The organism is Schleiferilactobacillus harbinensis (assembly GCF_008694105.1).
In the GTDB taxonomy this organism is placed as follows: domain Bacteria; phylum Bacillota; class Bacilli; order Lactobacillales; family Lactobacillaceae; genus Schleiferilactobacillus; species Schleiferilactobacillus harbinensis.
On the sequence record NZ_CP041364.1, the window covers coordinates 770606 to 788321 of the forward strand.

Here is a 17716-nt window from a genome sequence, read left to right on the forward strand (position 1 = left end):
ATTCGGTATGCAACAAATTCAAAACGACTTTTTAACCGTGCAAATCAGTGAACACGGGGCCGAGCTCCAATCGATCCACGACATCAACACCAATACGGAGCGTCTCTGGCAAGGAGATCCGGCGGTTTGGGGCCGGCGGGCGCCAGTCCTGTTCCCCATCGTGGGGATGCTCCACAATGATACGTATACGTATCAAGGAAAGAGCTATCACCTGGGCCGCCACGGTTTTGCCCGGGACCGGGACTTCACGGTGATCCGGAAAACGGATGACGAGATCGTTTTTGAATTGACCGATGATGCTGAATCGCACAAGGTCTATCCCTTCGCGTTTCAATTACGTATTCGTTATGCGCTCTTGGGCAATTTGTTAAAGGTCCGCTACTACGTGACTAATCCCAGCGCGGATAAGCCGTTATGGTTCTCCGTAGGCGGACACCCGGCGTTCAATACTGGCGCCGACCCAGCCGGGGGGCAAAACTATCTGCGCTTTGCTCCCAAGAAGAGTCGAATCACGATCCCGCTGGGCGCCAACGGGGAATCGGACTTCGAGCACCGCACCCTGGCGCCGACGGATGTGGATCTGGCCATCACTCCCGAGCTGTTCGCCAAGGATGCCCTGATCTACGAACTAGCCGGCGAGAATACCCTCAGCCTGCGTCAGGAAGACTCTGATCACCGAGTGGAACTGACCGTCAAGGACGCGCCGTACATCGGCGTCTGGTCCCAATATCCCAAGACCGGTCCGTTTGTGGCCCTGGAGCCTTGGTGGGGGATTGCTGATTCTGTCGGAACCGATGGCGAGCTGACCCATAAGGTGGGTATGCATCAATTGGCCCCGGGTGAACAGTTCACGGCGAAGTATCGCATCGGGATTTTCTGATTTTTTCTTAAATCAAAAAGCAGCGTCCATTTCTCCGCGGAGTCATGGACGCTGTTTCGTTCACTTTTGTTTTTTCTGCCGCAGGCGGTAAACCAGACCGAAAGGTACAAGGTTCTCGGTACCGTTAAAGATGCGCCTGAAATTACTGCGGTGCCGGATCAGCACGAACACGGTGACTGCGGCGATGATCAAGCTGAGGACCCAATCGTGGTAAAAGTAAGACAGGAGCAGGACCAGGATGCAGCCCAGCGTGCTGGCCACGCTGACCATGCTGGAGACAGTGACAATGAGCAGAAAGATCGCTGCGGCAATGAGGAAGAATTCTGGATTGTAAGCCAGCAGGATGCCGGCGCTGGTGGCGACGGACTTACCGCCGTGGAAGCGAATATAAATGGAGAAGGAATGGCCCAGCACGGCCCCCAGCCCGATCAGCAAGATCAAGTGGCGGTCGCTGTATCCGCACCAGAGGGGCAGCGACGCGGCCAGCGCCCCTTTGAGCACGTCCAAGACTAAGACGACGGTACCGGCTCGCGGGCCCAGGACCCGATAAGCGTTAGTGGTGCCGATGTTGCCGCTGCCGTATTGGCGGACATCTTTATGGTAGAAAGATTGACCAATGATCAATGCCGTGGGGATGGAACCGATCAGATACGCTGCAAGAAACAGAATAATCAATTTGTAATCCACGAGTTTTGGACCCTCCGTTAATGACTAATACCGGTATTTTACCACATCTGACCCAATCCTCGTTTGCGGCTCAGACTTGCCAGAACGGTGGTTAGTAGCTTAATATGGAAAATGTGAGTTAATTCGGAACATACATTCGTGCCGCTTCGGCGGCCACAATGAGTAAAGGAGTTCGTCAATATGCCGCAATCAGCGTCAGATTACAATGATTCATCCATTCAGGTGCTGCACGGTCTTGAAGCCGTCCGCAAGCGTCCCGGGATGTATATTGGGTCCACCGACAGCCACGGCTTGCACCACCTTGTTTACGAAATCGTCGACAACGCGGTGGATGAAGCATTGGCTGGTTTCGGTAAAGATATCAACGTTCAGATCCTGCCGGACGGCGGGATCTCTGTTCAGGATCATGGCCGGGGCATGCCCACGGGGATGCATCCGTCCGGCAAACCAACGATCGAAGTGATCCTGACCGTCCTCCACGCCGGCGGCAAGTTCACCCAGAATACGTATAAAACCTCCGGTGGTCTGCACGGCGTCGGCGCCTCTGTCGTCAATGCCCTGAGCACTAAACTGACCGTGCGAGTGGTCCGGGACGGCAAGGCCTATTATGAAGAATTCAAGGATGGCGGCCATCCTGTCGGTACGCTGAAGATGGTCGGCCGGGTCAAGGAGCCTAACGGTACTACGATTCAGTTTTGGCCGGACAAGTCAGTGTTCACCACGACGAAGTTCAACTATGACACGCTGGCGGAACGTCTGCGTGAGTCGGCTTTCCTACTTAAGGGCATCAGCATTTCCTTAACCGATGAACGGCCGGGGCAGGAACAGCAGGATGTCTTCAAGTACGATGACGGGATCAAGTCCTTCGTGAAATACTTAAACGAAGATAAGGACACGATGGGCGACATCATGGACTTCACCGGCAAGGATAAGGGCATCGAAGTGGAGTTTGCTGGCCAATACAACGACGGTTACAGTGAAAACATCATTTCCTTCGTTAACAACGTCCGCACTGGCGACGGCGGTTCCCATGAAGTCGGGTTGAAGGGCGGCTACACCAAGGCCTTCAACGATTACGCCCATAAGGTCAACCTGCTCAAGGAGCGGGATAAGAATCTGGAAGGCTCCGACGTTCGGGAGGGCCTAAGCGGTGTTTTGTCCGTCCGTATCCCGGAAGAATTGCTGCAATTCGAGGGTCAGACTAAGGGCAAACTGGGTACGCCGGAGGCGCGGCCGGTGGTCGAAAACGTGATCTATGAACAGCTCAGTTTCTATCTGCTGGAAAACGGCGAATTTGCCCAGGAGCTGGTGCGCAAGGCACTGAAAGCCCGGGATGCCCGGGAAGCAGCCCGCAAAGCCCGGACCGATATGCGCAACGGTAAGAAGCGCAAAAAGACCGAGGGTATTCTGTCCGGTAAGTTGACCCCGGCGCAATCGAAGAACGCCAAGAAAAACGAACTGTATCTGGTCGAGGGGGATTCAGCCGGCGGGTCGGCGAAACAGGGCCGCGACCGGCGGTTCCAGGCAATTTTGCCCTTGCGAGGCAAGGTGCTCAACACCCAGAAGGCCAAACTGGCTGATATTTTCAAAAACGAAGAAATCAACACCATGATCTACACGATCGGCGCCGGGGTGGGTCCGGAATTCAACATTAAGGACAGCAACTACGATAAGATCATTATCATGACCGATGCGGATACCGATGGCGCCCACATTCAGATCCTGCTATTGACCTTCTTTTATCGTTACATGCGGCCGCTGATCGATGCCGGCAAGATCTACATTGCGCTGCCGCCCCTGTATAAGTTGCAAAAGGGCAGCGGCGCCAAGACACGGATCGAATACGCCTGGACTGAACATGAATTGACCGATGACATCCAAAAGATGGGCAAGGGCTACAGTTTGCAACGGTTCAAAGGATTAGGCGAAATGAACGCTGACCAGTTATGGGAAACGACGATGAATCCCGAGACCCGCACCTTGATTCGGGTAAAGATCACCGACGCAGCCTTGGCCGAACGGCGGGTGACTACTCTGATGGGCGATCGGGTCGAACCCCGGCGCCAATGGATCGAACGCAATGTCCGCTTCAACATGGCCGACGAAGGCAGTCTGCTGGACAACACGGTCATGGACGGTGAAGAAGCAGTCGCCCACGAAAAGGAAGACGAGAAGATTTTAACCGCGCTCAAGGAGCATCACGCGTAATGATACTGACACGGAAAGGAAACGAGTAACGTGGCTGAGACAGAAAATATTAAAGAGCTTTCCCTGGAAGATGTGATGGGCGAGCGCTTCGGGCGTTATTCCAAATACATCATTCAGGAACGGGCGCTGCCGGATATTCGGGATGGTCTGAAGCCCGTTCAGCGGCGCATTCTCTACGCCATGAACGAGGACCACAACACGTATGACAAAGCGTATCGGAAAGCAGCCAAATCCGTCGGGAACGTCATGGGTAATTTCCACCCCCACGGCGATTCGTCGATTTATGAGGCTCTAGTACGGATGAGTCAGGAGTGGAAACTGCGCCTGCCCTTGATCCAGATGCACGGGAACAACGGGTCCATGGACGGTGATCCGCCGGCCGCCATGCGGTACACAGAAGCCCGGCTGTCGAAGGCTGCCGGCGAATTGCTGACGGATATCGACAAAGAAACGGTGCCGATGGTCCTGAATTTCGATGATACCCAAGAGGAACCCACCGTCTTGCCGGCCCGCTTCCCGAATCTGCTGGTGAACGGTGCAACTGGTATCTCGGCCGGCTACGCCACCGAAATTCCGCCCCATAACCTGGGCGAAGTGATCGACGCCGCCGTCTACTTGCTGGCGCATCCCCAGGCCGATCTGGCCGATCTGATGCAATTTGTTAAAGGTCCCGATTTCCCCACCGGAGGAATCGTGCAGGGTCTGTCCGGCATTAAAGAAGCTTACACTAAGGGCCGCGGGCGGATCGTCGTGCGGGCTAAAACCACAATTGCCGATCTGCGCGGCGGCCGCCAGCAGATCGTGGTGACGGAGATTCCTTACGAAGTCAACAAGGCGATGCTGGTTAAGCGAATCGACGAGCTGCGGGTCTTAAAAAAGGTCGAAGGCATCTCCGAAGTCCGGGACGAAAGCGATCGCTTCGGGCTGTCCATTGTCATCGAATTGAAGAAAAATGCGGATGCGCAGGGCATTTTGAATTACCTGTTCAAAAATACCGACTTACAGATCAGCTATAACTTCAACATGGTGGCGATTCGCGATGCCCGCCCGGAACAGCTGGGCTTGCAGCCGATTTTGACAGCCTATCTGGATTTTCGGAAAGAGGTCGTCACTAAACGGACGCAGTATGTGCTGCAAAAGGCACTGGACCGGGAACACATTGTGGAAGGCCTGATCCATGCCTTATCGATTTTGGATAAAGTGATCAAGACCATCCGCGGCAGTAAAGATAAAGGCGACGCTAAGAAAAACTTGGTCAGCACCTATGGATTCACGCCGGCCCAAGCCGAAGCCATCGTCTCCTTACAGCTGTATCGGTTGACCAATACCGATGTCACTGAGCTGGAAGCCGAACACGCCAAGCTGAGTAAAGAAATCGCCCGTTATCAGCAGATCCTTGGTGATCCTAAGGAACTGGCGAAGGTGATCAAGACTGAGCTGCTGGCAGTGAAAAAGGAGTATGCAACGCCGCGGCTGACTCAAATTGAGAAGCATGTCGCCAGCTTAGACATCGATACCAGCGTGCTGGTATCCGATGAAGAGGTGATGATGGGTGTCAGCCGGGATGGCTACCTGAAGCGGGCCAGCATTCGCTCCTTCAACATGTCGGACGATGGGGATAACGGGCTGAAAGAAAACGATCAATTCGTCTTCCAAGGCACTGTCCATACCCTGGACCATGTCTACATGTTTACCAGTGCCGGCAACATGATCTACCGTCAAGTCTTCGAAATTCAAGACGGCAAGTGGAAGGACACTGGTGAACACGTATCGCAGACCACTGGCTTGGCGGCAGATGAAAAGATCATCTACGTCAAAATTCTGAAAGACCTCAGCGATACCGGCCGCTTTGTGCTCGGCACTGCTGATGGTCAGATCAAGCAGCTGGCGCTCTCTGACTTCCAGCCCAGTCGGACATACAAGTCGCGGGCGCAAATCGCCATGAAACTAAAGGGCAACGGTGATTTGGTTACCGATGTCTTCTATGTCGCCAATGATCAGGACTGGCTGGTCACCAGCTTCTCCCGGCACGGCTATGCCACCCGCTATCCACTCAATGAAGTCTCTGCCATGGGCGGTCGGGCTGCGGGCGTGCGCTCCCAGAATTTGAAGGGGGACGACACCGTGGTCAACTTCCTGCTGATCCGAGTAGAGGACAATCCCCAAGTCGGCATCGTCACCAGCCGCGGCGCGTTCAAGCGGATGGCGGTGGAACAGATTCCAGATGCTCACCGCGGCGGCGTAGGCGTCTTGGTCCTGCGGGTGCTAAAGAGCAACCCGCACCAGATCGTACTCGTCGCCCCCGTGGCCTCGAAGACCGACTGGGATGTGCTGACTGACGCCGGCCGGCACATTGATATCAAGCCGATGGATCATCCGTTGTCAGACCGGTATTCCAACGGTTCCTTCATTCTGGATGTGGACACCGACGGTTTGCCGGTATCGTTCCAGCCGGTGGCCCAGGAAACAGTCAACAAAGATCAGGGTTAATTGAAGCGTGTTACGAGTCCCAACATCGAAGCGGTGTTGGGATTTTTTTGTCGCTGCTCACGCCGTGCCAATGCTTCGCAAGCTCCGGCTGAGGGGGCTGGAACGTGGTGACGGCGCTTTGAACCTGCTGCGCAGTCTCAAAGCCGCCGTGTGGTTGCACCACTGAGCCCCCTCAGCCTCCGCTTGCTGCGCATTGGCACTCGGTACGCTAACCCAGAATCAGTCAGAAGTTGCGAACCAGCCGTCCAATTTGTTATGCTGAAGACCGGCATTATCCGTTCACCAGTGAACAATAATGCTGGGCCGGCCTAAGAAAAAACCAGACGGGAATCGGTGCAATTGGGCACACTGTAGTAGTACAGTGTGCCTAGAAAACGCTGTTATGGTACAGATAATCCAACAAATAAATACAGATATTAAATTTATTTGAAGGCCAATGTTACCGACTTTTTATAGAAACCGCGGTATATTGCGGTTTTCCTTATAAAACATACTCGATCGCCCGTTTGGCGGGGAGGTAAGGGCTTGCAACCCCAATGTGACGTGTTATACTAAATATGTAAGAACTGTAGCAGTCCAACACACACAACCCAATGTACCGTATGGAGGTAGACAAGAAATGAAACAAATGGAAAAAGCAACAATGCCCACCTGCTGGGAAGGTTTCCAACCCGGCGACTGGATGTCTGAAATCAATGTCCGCGATTTTATCAACAAAAACTTGGATCAATATGATGGCGACGAAGAATTCCTGGCTGGTCCCACTGCAGCCACCACGACGCTGAATGATCAACTGCTGGCCCTCAAGAAAAAGGAACGGGAAGTCGGCGGGGTTTTGGAAGCCGATAACAATGTTGTTTCTTCCATTACCTCCCACGGTCCTGGTTACTTGAACAAGGATTTGGAAACCATCGTTGGTTTGCAAACTGACAAGCCGTTGAAGCGCGCCTTCATGCCTGAGGGCGGGATTCGGATGGCTGAAGATGCCTTGAAGGCTTACGGGTTTGAAACAGATCCCGAAATGCACAAGATCTTCACGCATTACCGCAAGACTCATAACCAGGGTGTGTTTGATGCCTATACCCCGGATATGCGTGCTGCCCGCCACTACAAGATCGTCACTGGTTTGCCGGATGCTTACGGCCGCGGCCGGTTGGTTTCTGACTTCCCGCGGATCGCAATCTATGGTATCGACCGCTTGATGCAAGAAAAGCTCAACGATTGGAACAACATTGGCGATGGCGAAATGACTGACGAAGTCATCCAACTGCGCGAAGAAGTCAACGATCAATGGAAAGCATTGAAGCAGATGAAGCAGATGGCTGCCAGCTACGGTTATGATATTGGCCGCCCGGCAGAAAATGCTCAAGAAGCTATCCAATGGATCTACTTTGGCTACTTGGCTGCTGTGAAGACTCAAAACGGGGCAGCCATGTCCGTTGGCCGGATCGACACCGTGATTGATGCTTACATCCAACGGGATTTGGATCGCGGCTTAATCACTGAAGAACAAGCTCAAGAATTCATTGACCACTTGGTAATGAAACTGCGTATGGTCCGCTTCATCCGGACGACTGAATACAACAGCCTCTTCTCCGGCGATCCGATCTGGGCAACATTATCACTGGCTGGCGTTGGTACTGACGGCCGCCACCATGTGACCAAGACGGCTTTCCGTTTCTTGAAGACTTTGGATAATATGGGCGCTGCTCCGGAACCGAACATCACCTTGCTTTGGGATGACAAACTGCCTGACGGCTTCAAGCGTTATGCCACTGAAGTATCCATTAAGTCTTCCACGATTCAGTACGAAAACGATGCCTTGATGCGCAACGAATGGGGTACCGATTACTACGGCATCGCTTGCTGTGTGTCCGCCCAACCGATCGCTGACGGCATGCAATACTTCGGTGCCCGGGCTAACCTGGCCAAGACCGTTCTCTATGCCATCAACGGTGGTAAAGATGAATTGGCTGGCGCCCAAGTCGGTCCGAATTACGAACCAATCACTTCTGAATACATCGACTACGATGAATTCATGAAGAAGTTCGACAAGATGATGGACTGGCTGGCTGACGTGTATGTGAATGCATTGAACACCATTCACTACATGCACGATAAGTATTACTACGAAGCAGCCCAATTGGCTTTGAAGGATACGCATTTGGACCGGACCTTCGCCACTGGGATCTCTGGTTTGTCCCACGCCGTAGACTCCATTTCCGCCATCAAGTACGGTCACGTCAAAGTGATCCGCAACGAAGACGGCTTAGCTGTGGACTACGCGGTGGACAATGACGACTTCCCGCGTTACGGGAACAACGACGACCGCGCCGATGACATTGCGAAGTGGCTGGTAAAGACTTTCTTCACTAAGATGAACAAGCATCATCTGTACCGCGGTGCGAAGCTCTCTACGTCTGTACTGACCATCACGTCTAACGTAGTCTACGGTAAGAACACCGGGACGACTCCGAACGGCCGGAAGGCTGGCGAACCGTTCTCCCCTGGTGCAAACCCGGCTTACGGTGCAGAACACAACGGGGCTTTGGCTTCCCTGCTTTCCACTGCCAAGATTCCGTATCACTACGCTCGGGACGGCATTTCCAACACCTTCGGCGTAACCCCCAACACGTTGGGCCACGACGATGATGCTCGCAAGGATACTCTGGTGAACATGGTCGACGGGTACATGGAGAATAACGGGATGCACTTGAACATCAACGTATTCAACAAATCCACTTTGATCGATGCCCAGAAGCATCCGGAAGAATACCCGACCTTAACTGTCCGGGTATCCGGCTACTGCGTCTACTTCGCTGACCTGACTAAGGAACAGCAGGACGACGTTATTGCCCGGACCTTCTTCGAAACAATGTAAGCAAGATAACTTAAGGATTTCGGTGGGGAAGGGCAACCTTCCTCACCGGCAAAGGGCACGGGCGGGTCTGTCCGCGGCTTTTGCCGGTGAGCGCGACTACCGAGTACACGTAAAGGAGTGAGGGACCATGGCCCAAAGCATTGCCACCATGCAGCGTACAACAACAGAGAAACCCTTAGTGGGGTATGTGCATTCCATTGAAACATTTGGGTCCGTTGACGGGCCTGGGATCCGGTACGTGGTCTTCCTCCAAGGCTGTCGGATGCGGTGCGAATTCTGTCACAACCCGGACACTTGGAATATCGGTGTCGGTGATGAAATGACCGTTGACGAGATTCTGAACGACGCGATCCGTTACAAGGCATTCTGGGGGAAGAAGGGCGGTATCACCGTTTCCGGCGGTGAAGCTCTGGTCCAAATCGACTTTGTCTTGGCCCTGTTTAAGAAGGCCAAGACCATGGGCATCAACACGTGCTTGGATACCTGCGGCCAGCCCTTCACTTATAAGGACCCGTTCTTCAGCAAGTTTGCCGAGCTGATGCAGTACACCGATGTGTCCTTGGTGGACATCAAGCACATCGATTCGGCGCAGCACAAGCGCTTGACCGGGTTCAATAACGAAACCGTTTTGGCCATGATTCAATACATGTCCGAACACGGCTGCCACATGTGGATCCGCCACGTCCTGGTCCCGGAGCGGACCGACTACGATGACTATTTGCGGGATTTGGGACAATATATCCATACCCTGAACGCCATCGATAAAGTCGAAGTGCTGCCGTACCATACGATGGGCGTCAAGAAGTATGTGGAATTAGGCATTGACTACCCTCTGGAGGGCATTGAGCCGCCCTCTGCTGAACGGGTGAAGAATGCGGAACACTTGCTGGACACGGCTAGTTACCGGGGCTACGCAAGCTGAGGCATTGTGTGTGTTGATATATATCAAAAAGGCTTCTGCCAATTGTCGGTGGAAGCCTTTTTCTTATCCATTCCATTGGCTTTTCGTGTAAAATGGATACTATAACGATTGAGTGAAAGGGAGTCTCGTTGTCGTGTCATCGGAAAGCTTAGCGGCCGCCACGTTTTTACTAACGGATGCCGAAAAATTCAGTCCGGATCAAGAACACTTGACCCAAGCCTTGCTCGCGTTCATCCGGACCCACTTGCCCCGCCGGGATCACGCGGTGTTTGTGATTACCGGGGACGCCGGGACTGGGAAGAGTGCCGCGCTGGCCCAGGCGTTCACGCATCTCCAAACGATGGCCCGCAACCGTGCTGACGGCCTGCTGGCAGGCACCCGGAACACGCTGCTGGTCAATCATCAGGAGATGCTGAAGATCTATCAAGAGGTCGCTGGGGCCAGTACGGTGCTGCACAAAAAAGATTTTCAAAAACCGACACCGTTCATCAATGCCGCCGCGCGCACTGGAATCATGAACGATGTGACCTTCGTTGATGAGGGCCACTTGCTGCTGACCCAGCCGGACCGCTATAACCGGTTCAATCAGGATAATCAATTGGCCGAAATTATTCGCCGCAGCTGGGTGACGGTGCTGGTCTTTGATCCCCATCAGGTTTTGAAACTGAAGAGCTATTGGGATTGGCCCCGCCTGCATCAGGTGATCGATCAGCGGCCGCATACTGTCTTTGACTTGGATACCCAGTTTCGGGTCGCCGGCGACGCGGCCGTGCACGATTGGATCAACGCTTTCACTGCTGGGCAGATCAAACCGCTGCCAGCGCCCAGTGATTATGATCTGCGCATTTTCGCCGACGGCACACCATTGTACCAGCTGATCGAGCAGCGCGATGCCAAGGCCGGACTGGCCCGGGTACTGGCAACGGCAGACTTTCCCTTTACTGTTTTTGGCCCTGAACAGTGGTACGTTACCGCTGGTACACTGCGCCTGCCTTGGGATAAATTCAGCATGACTGCCACGCCCTGGGCTCAGCGGCCGGAGACCTTGCACGAAGTCGGCTCGATTTATACCATTCAGGGTTTCGACTTGAATTACGCCGGCGTTATCCTTGGGCCCTCTGTCGGTTATGATCCAGTGGCGCACCGGGTGACGATGGATATTGCGCAGTACCAAGATCAGGAGGCGTTTAAAAACCGGGACGATCTCCCGGACTTAGCCGCGGCCAAGGCCCAGATCATGCGCAACGCCATCAATGTGCTGTGCAAACGGGGGCGCCACGGTCTGTATCTCTATGCTGTCGACCCCATCCTGCGCCGGGCCCTACTGTCCGCCGTCTACGAAAAGGAGTAACGAATCCATGGCTACCGAATCCCATTTGACCCCGAAAGCCCTGCAATATTTCACCCAGCTGGCTCAAAATTTGAATTACACCCAAACTGCTCAGAATCTGGGCATCTCCCAACCTGCTTTAACCCAGCAGATCAAGAAACTGGAAAAGCAGATTGGTGCGGCCCTGTTTTATTCGGTGGGGAAGAAGCTGTACTTGTCTGAAGCAGGGAATGTCTTGCTGGCAGCTGCAAATCAGATCGACACGATTATCAATACGACGGCTGATCAGATCCAGCAGTTCAGTCAGCCCCAGCGCGGGCATATTGCTCTGGGCGTGCTGTCTTCCGCGGAAACCGCAGTCTTTGAGCGTTTTGTCGCCCATTATTTGAGCCGCCACGACGATGTTACTGTGGCGTTGCGGCTGTTCAACCGGCGCGAGCTGTGGGAAGGTCTGGAGAATAATGCGATCGATCTGGCGGTCATGTATCTGCCCGATGAAAATATTCGCAATTGGCATCTCTATGCGGCCCAATCGATTATTCAAGATGAGCTGCGCTTCATTTATCCCGCCAGCCAGAATTTAGGGGCGACGATTGCGATCAAAGACGTGCCCGCTAATCGCTGGGTCGGCTACCCTGATGGTTTCTATATCGCGGCCCGCTTGGCGGAAGTCTTTCGGGATGCACTCCGGGATGAACCGGACGTTGTGGCGACCATGGTCGTCCCGGAACAGATTGCACTGCTGGCCGCCCGCATCGGGTTATACAGCGCGCTGCCCAACAGTTTTTTAGCGGCCCATCCCGATTCGCGCTTAGCCGCGGCCAGTTTTATTCCACGAGTTTCTTTGGATCTGTCTTTTGTTTATCGCAAGGAGAAGATTGCTATTCCCCGGGTGCATACCTTCATGGCGGAATGGCAGCAATTTTTGGCTGAGAAAAGCTACGCGGACCGGCTTGCCGCCGACCCGGAGTAGGCGCCGTCTGTGATATACTAAGGGCGTAAGTACGATAATGTTGGAGGTTGAATCATGGCAAAACAACTTGTTTTTGGGCACCAGAATCCAGATACCGACGCAATCGCTGCAGCAATTGCGTATGCCTATTTGGAAAAGCAAAAAGGGTATGACACGGAAGCGGTCGCCTTGGGCGAACCAAACGATGAAACGCAATACGCGTTGAATTACTTCCACCACGCCGCTCCCCGGGTCGTCAAAACGGTCGCTAACGAAGTCAGTGAAGTCATGCTGGTGGACCATAACGAACCGCAGCAGTCAGCACCGGATATTGCCAAGGTTACAGTGACGCACGTCATTGACCACCACCGGATTCATGACTTCAATACGGCCCAACCGCTGTATTACCATGCTGAACCAGTGGGCTGTGTCAGCACCATCATTTATGGCGAATATCAGATGGCCGAAGTGGCTATTCCCAAGGATATTGCAGGGCTGATGGCATCTGCCATTATTTCCGATACCTTGCTGTTGAAGTCCCCGACCACGACGGATAAGGACCGCGAAGCATTGGCTGCTTTGGCTAAAGAAGCGGGGATCGATCCGGATAAGTATGGTTTGACTATGCTCAAAGCCGGCACGAACATCGCCGACAAGCCGGCCGCAGATTTGGTGGACGAAGACGCCAAGAGCTTCACGATGAATGGTCAAAGTATTCGCATTGCCCAAGTCAACGTGGTTGATTTAGCGGATGTCCATGATCGGATCGCTGAGTTCAAAGACGCCATGGGCCAAGAAGCCAAGGCCAAGGGCTACGATTTGTTCGTTGCGCTGGTGACGAATATTCTGGATTCCAATACAGAAGGTATCGTTGTGGGGACAGACACCGCCAAAGCAATTTTCGCCAAGGCCTTTAACACCACCCTGAGTAATGATACCGCCCAATTGCCGGGCGTCGTTTCCCGGAAGAAGCAGGTTGTGCCGCCGTTGACGGAGGCCTTCGGAAAGTAGGGTAAACCATGCAAGAGTGGCAGCTGCACCTGTACCAAGATCAATTCGATCTGTTGAAAGCCGGCACGAAGACAGTGGAGATTCGGCTGCGCAATTCGGATATTGATAAAGTCCAGCCGATGGATATCATCCACTTTGTGCCCGCGCCGGAAGACGGCAAGCACGAAGTGGCCGCTGTCGTCACGGACATCAATACGTTCGACACGTTCGAACAAGGCTTGCGCCATTTCCCGCCCACCGCTGTCGGTTCCCCCGCGGGAACTAGTGTCGCGGACATGGTCCAAGCAATGTATAAGATCTATACGCCAGAACAAGAAGCAATGAAAGGCGTTGTTTTCTTCACGGTGAATCGGATTATGTCGAACTAGATTGCCGGTAAATAGCCGGTTAGTTTGTTAAAGGCCTGGGTCGAGATTCGAGTTCTAGCACACCTAGGGCCAATGCCGCAGCTTGCGGAGCATTGGCCCGGCGTACGAAGAGCGAATTTCGGTCCAGCGCCTTTTTATTTTGAAAACTAAGTCTGAAAATGAAGTTTTGCGGCCGCTTTCACTGCAAAAAATACAGTTGCGTGCTACCATTAAGAAGGGTAATTGAGTTATTGCTGAAAGGAGTTATGTTTATGGCCAATGTATTAATTTTAGGGGCTGGCTACGCAGGGTTGCGGGCCGCCAAGCTCTTGGCTAAACATGCATCACAACTGACGATTACCATCGTCAACGATCATCCGTATCATTATGAGTCCACCCAGCTGCACGAGGTGGCGGTGGGGAATAAAGAGCCTGCCGACATTACCTTTAGTCTGCGGGCATCATTGCCGGACAATGTCAATCTGGTTGTCGATACCGTGACGAAGATTGACCGCGACCAGCAACGGGTTGAATTAGCTCATCATGATCCGCTGCCTTATGATTATTTGATCAACAGTCTGGGCTTTGAATCCGAAACGTTTGGCATTCCGGGTGCTGAGGAAAATGCACTGCCGCTGATCGATATCGATACCGCGGTGGCTGCACGGAAGCATTTGGAAGAAACCTTAGCACATTTTAGTCAGAGTCAGGATCCCGATGATTTGCGGATCATTGTTTGCGGGGCCGGATTTACCAGTATCGAATACCTGGGTGAATTAGTACACCGGCTGCCGAAACTCATTGATCAGTATCATTTGCCAGCCGATCAAATTAAGATTGACTGTATTGAAGCAATGCCCAAGGTACTGCCCATGTTCTCCCAAGATCTAGCCGATTATGCGGTGCATTATTTGGAGAGTCATGGGGTCACATTCCACACCAGTACACCAATTACCCAAATTGATCCCGGTGTGGTCCACAGTAAAGACACCAGTTATACCGCCCATACGATCATTTGGACGACTGGGGTGCAGGGCAGTCACGTGATCGCGGATTCCGGTTACGCGCAGAAGCGCAATCGGGTCATGGTGCAAGATGACCTGACCGTTAAAGATCATCCCAATGAATACATTATTGGTGACGTCTCTGCGGTACCGGATCCGGCCAGCGGCCGCCTGTATCCTACGACGGCGCAAATTGCCATCGCCCAGGCGGATACTGCCGCCCACAACATTCGGGCCCAGGTCAGCGGCCGGACACCCAGCAAGTTTACGTTCCACAGTCTGGGGACGGTTTGTTCCTTAGGTCCGACCAGCGGGGTCGCGGAGATCAACATGCTGGGCCACTGGAAGTTCAAGGGCGTCATCGTCGGCCCGCTGAAGAAACTGGTCAATGATCGGTCGGTCTTAGAACTGGCTAATGTGCGGACCATGCTGGAAAGCAATTAATATTTTTTCTTCACCGCTGTCCGGTTGCCGCGGGAGCGGCCGGGCGGCTGCTATTATTGATGAGGGACACTGTGTCCCATCTACTAAGGGGGGATATTCATGATCGGTTTAGCGAGTGTGCTGGATTTGTCGCGGTTTCAATTTGCGATGACCACCATCTTCCACTTCTTTTACGTGCCGCTGTCTATTGGGACAGCCCTGGCCGTCGCCATCATGGAGACCATATATGTTCGAACAAAAAAGCCGCTGTATCAGCGGATGGCAAAATTCTGGGGTAAGATTTTCCTGTTGAGTTTTGCTGTTGGGGTTGTCACCGGGATCATTCAGGAGTTCCAATTCGGGATGAACTGGTCCAACTATTCTCGGTTCATGGGCGATATCTTCGGGGCGCCGCTGGCGATTGAAGCCCTGCTGGCATTCTTCATGGAATCGACCTTTATCGGGGTCTGGATGTTCACGTGGGATCGGTTCAAGCCCGCGGTGCACGTCATCTTTATTTGGCTGACCTGGCTGGGTTCTACGCTGTCAGCGATTTGGATCTTGGCAGCCAATAGTTTCATGCAGCATCCGACTGGGTTTGAGATCAATACTCAGACCGGCCATGTGCGCTTGACGAACTTCATGGCTGTTGTCGGCAATCCGCAATTGTGGGTCGAATTTCCCCACGTCATCTTTGCGGCGGTGATGACCGGCGGTATGGTCGTACTGGGCATGAGTGCCTTTGGCCTGCTGCGCAAGAATCACCGGGAATTCTTCACCAAGTCGGCAAAAGTCGGCGCGTGGCTGGCGTTAGTCGGTTCGCTGCTGACGATCGGTGCCGGCGATATGCAGACGCGGTACATCATCAACGATCAGCCGATGAAGTTTGCCGCGACGGAAGGCATTTACAAAGATACCGGCAGCCCGGCATCTTGGCAGGCTGTCGCATTGATTGATACCAAGAATAAAGAGACTAAAGCCAGTATCGACATTCCTTACTTATTGTCCATTCTGTCCTATCACTCCACTACGGGTTCAGTGAAGGGCATGAATACGATCAACAAGGAACTCCATGCCAAGTATGACAAGAAGTTTGGCAAGGATATGAATTACTATGTGCCAGTAAAGACTTTGTTCTGGAGTTTCCGGTTCATGGCCTTGGCTGGCGTGCTGAGTGCGCTGCTCGCGTTCTGCGCCTTGATTTGGAGTCGCGTGAAGAAAGATACCTTGGGCGACAAGCGCTGGTTCCTGTGGATTCTAGGCATTTGTACGTATCTGCCATTTGTTGGGACCACCGGCGGCTGGCTGATTACTGAACTGGGCCGGTATCCGTGGGTCGTTTACGGTTTGCAGACGATCGCAGACGCGGTTAGTCCGACCGTTACCGCGGGTCAGCTTTGGTTTACGAACATCGTGTACTTGCTGCTGTTCTGTGTTCTGGGCGGCGTGATGGTCTTCTATTCTCGGCGGACCTTGCACCACGGACCGGAAGAACCGACGGCGTCTGAGCAAAAACCAGCATCTGCTCAGCAGCATGCAGGGGAGGCGTATCAAGCATGACAATTTTGCAATTATTATGGTATGGCGTCATTGCCCTGTTGTTCGCCATCTTCTTGTTCCTGGATGGTTTTGACTTCGGTGTCGGCATGGCGACCCGGCTGGTGGCCCAAACACCGGCTGAGCGGCAACTGTATATGCGGGCAATCGGTCCGCACTGGGACGGCAATGAAGTTTGGCTGATCACAGCCGGCGGGGCGATGTTTGCCTCGTTCCCGCTGTGGTATGCCAGCTTGTTTTCCGGCTACTACATCTTGCTGTTCTTGACGCTGGTCGCGTTGATTTTACGGGGTGTCTCGTTTGAATTTGCTGCTCATGCGGAAACACCGCGGGAGCTCAGCGTTTGGCAGTGGGCCAACTTTGGCGGCAGCCTGTGTGCGCCGTTCTTCTTGGGCATGATGCTCACGAGTTTGATTCAAGGCGTGCCGATGGATGCGCAAGGTAATGTGTGGGCCGGCTTTTGGCAGGTCTGCAACTGGCTGTCCATTGTTGGCGGGGTCGCTACGGTATACTTCTCCTTCCTGCACGGGCTGCATTTCTTGAGCCTGAAGCTGCCAGCGGCTGATGCCCGTAAGATGCTCCATGTCTCCAGCAAAGTCTATTGGATCGCCTATCCGGCCTTGATTGTCTTCGTGCTGTTGGCCATTTTCCAAACCGATTTCTACCGGGCACGGCCGATCTCCACTTGGATCATTACGGTCATTATCCTGCTGGCCACGATCTGCGGCCACTGGGCAGCCGCCCATGTGCGCGGCGGGTTGGCGTTCATTGGTACTGGTGTCACGCTGGCGGGGGTCATTGCGTTTATCTTCAATGGTCTCTTTCCCCGGGTACTCATCGCTACGGATCCGAAGTTCAGCCTGCTGATCAAGGATGCGTCGGCATCGCCCAAGACGTTGAACATTATGACCATTGTTCTGGTTTGCCTGCTGCCTGTCGTACTCGTCTACTTTATCTGGAGTTATTACATCCAGCGCAAGCGGATCAGTCTCGACGACGTTCAGGGCGACAACGGCTATTAACG

The 17716-nt window shown here is 53.5% G+C and carries 13 protein-coding genes; 12 read left to right on the forward strand and 1 reads right to left on the reverse strand.

The features are described 5' to 3' along the window. Positions 1 to 7 precede the first annotated feature (7 nt). Positions 8 to 880 carry an aldose 1-epimerase family protein gene (locus FMM01_RS04145; protein ID WP_027827410.1) on the forward strand — a complete coding sequence of 291 codons (873 nt, stop codon included), beginning with the start codon at positions 8 to 10 and terminating at the stop codon, positions 878 to 880. 60 nt (positions 881 to 940) lie between these two features. Here FMM01_RS04145 and plsY read toward each other — a convergent pair whose 3' ends face one another. Beyond that, positions 941 to 1567: a glycerol-3-phosphate 1-O-acyltransferase PlsY gene (gene plsY / locus FMM01_RS04150; RefSeq protein WP_027827411.1), complete on the reverse strand. Its 627-nt coding sequence runs from the start codon at positions 1565 to 1567 to the stop codon at positions 941 to 943. A gap of 180 nt (positions 1568 to 1747) precedes the next feature. Between plsY and parE the strand changes: the two genes are divergently transcribed. The 11 genes from parE to cydB all read left to right on the forward strand — a co-directional run bounded on the left by parE (position 1748) and on the right by cydB (position 17714). Continuing rightward, positions 1748 to 3775, forward strand: coding sequence for a DNA topoisomerase IV subunit B (gene parE, locus FMM01_RS04155; RefSeq protein WP_027827412.1), 2028 nt, complete (start codon positions 1748 to 1750; stop codon positions 3773 to 3775). 30 nt (positions 3776 to 3805) lie between these two features. Beyond that, positions 3806 to 6265 (forward strand): DNA topoisomerase IV subunit A, encoded by a 2460-nt coding sequence (parC, locus tag FMM01_RS04160; RefSeq protein WP_150391734.1) that lies wholly within the window; start codon positions 3806 to 3808, stop codon positions 6263 to 6265. A gap of 619 nt (positions 6266 to 6884) precedes the next feature. Next, positions 6885 to 9146 carry a formate C-acetyltransferase gene (pflB, locus tag FMM01_RS04165; protein ID WP_027827414.1) on the forward strand — a complete coding sequence of 754 codons (2262 nt, stop codon included), beginning with the start codon at positions 6885 to 6887 and terminating at the stop codon, positions 9144 to 9146. A 127-nt stretch (positions 9147 to 9273) separates the two neighbouring features. After that, on the forward strand, positions 9274 to 10068 hold the full coding sequence (gene pflA, locus FMM01_RS04170; RefSeq protein WP_150391735.1) for a pyruvate formate-lyase-activating protein: 795 nt from the start codon (positions 9274 to 9276) through the stop codon (positions 10066 to 10068). A gap of 133 nt (positions 10069 to 10201) precedes the next feature. After that, positions 10202 to 11419, forward strand: coding sequence for a DUF2075 domain-containing protein (locus FMM01_RS04175; RefSeq protein ID WP_150391736.1), 1218 nt, complete (start codon positions 10202 to 10204; stop codon positions 11417 to 11419). A gap of 7 nt (positions 11420 to 11426) precedes the next feature. Further along, the gene (locus FMM01_RS04180; protein WP_027827417.1) at positions 11427 to 12371 is read left to right on the forward strand and encodes a LysR family transcriptional regulator; all 945 of its coding nucleotides are present in this window, start codon (positions 11427 to 11429) and stop codon (positions 12369 to 12371) included. Positions 12372 to 12425: 54 nt separating this feature from the next. Continuing rightward, complete coding sequence (locus FMM01_RS04185) at positions 12426 to 13361, forward strand: manganese-dependent inorganic pyrophosphatase (RefSeq protein ID WP_063515222.1); 936 nt, start codon at positions 12426 to 12428, stop codon at positions 13359 to 13361. 8 nt (positions 13362 to 13369) lie between these two features. Further along, positions 13370 to 13729, forward strand: coding sequence for an ASCH domain-containing protein (locus FMM01_RS04190; protein WP_027827419.1), 360 nt, complete (start codon positions 13370 to 13372; stop codon positions 13727 to 13729). A 251-nt stretch (positions 13730 to 13980) separates the two neighbouring features. Then, positions 13981 to 15156, forward strand: a complete 1176-nt coding sequence (locus tag FMM01_RS04195; protein ID WP_027827420.1) for an NAD(P)/FAD-dependent oxidoreductase — start codon at positions 13981 to 13983, stop codon at positions 15154 to 15156. Between the two features lie 99 nt (positions 15157 to 15255). After that, positions 15256 to 16695 (forward strand): cytochrome ubiquinol oxidase subunit I, encoded by a 1440-nt coding sequence (locus FMM01_RS04200; protein ID WP_150391737.1) that lies wholly within the window; start codon positions 15256 to 15258, stop codon positions 16693 to 16695. Continuing rightward, positions 16692 to 17714 carry a cytochrome d ubiquinol oxidase subunit II gene (gene cydB, locus FMM01_RS04205; protein WP_027827421.1) on the forward strand — a complete coding sequence of 341 codons (1023 nt, stop codon included), beginning with the start codon at positions 16692 to 16694 and terminating at the stop codon, positions 17712 to 17714. Before FMM01_RS04200 ends, cydB begins: the two co-directional genes overlap by 4 nt. The last annotated feature ends 2 nt before the right edge of the window (positions 17715 to 17716 follow it).

Bases quoted from the DNA above. Each gene is read 5' to 3' on its own strand.
- FMM01_RS04185 (WP_063515222.1), top strand. From the start codon at position 12,426: ATGGCAAAACAACTTGTTTTTGGGCACCAGAATCCAGATACCGACGCA.
- FMM01_RS04200 (WP_150391737.1), top strand. From the start codon at position 15,256: ATGATCGGTTTAGCGAGTGTGCTGGATTTGTCGCGGTTTCAATTTGCG.
- cydB (WP_027827421.1), top strand. From the start codon at position 16,692: ATGACAATTTTGCAATTATTATGGTATGGCGTCATTGCCCTGTTGTTC.
- parE (WP_027827412.1), top strand. From the start codon at position 1,748: ATGCCGCAATCAGCGTCAGATTACAATGATTCATCCATTCAGGTGCTG.
- FMM01_RS04180 (WP_027827417.1), top strand. From the start codon at position 11,427: ATGGCTACCGAATCCCATTTGACCCCGAAAGCCCTGCAATATTTCACC.
- FMM01_RS04145 (WP_027827410.1), top strand. From the start codon at position 8: ATGCAACAAATTCAAAACGACTTTTTAACCGTGCAAATCAGTGAACAC.
- FMM01_RS04190 (WP_027827419.1), top strand. From the start codon at position 13,370: ATGCAAGAGTGGCAGCTGCACCTGTACCAAGATCAATTCGATCTGTTG.
- pflA (WP_150391735.1), top strand. From the start codon at position 9,274: ATGGCCCAAAGCATTGCCACCATGCAGCGTACAACAACAGAGAAACCC.
- pflB (WP_027827414.1), top strand. From the start codon at position 6,885: ATGAAACAAATGGAAAAAGCAACAATGCCCACCTGCTGGGAAGGTTTC.
- FMM01_RS04195 (WP_027827420.1), top strand. From the start codon at position 13,981: ATGGCCAATGTATTAATTTTAGGGGCTGGCTACGCAGGGTTGCGGGCC.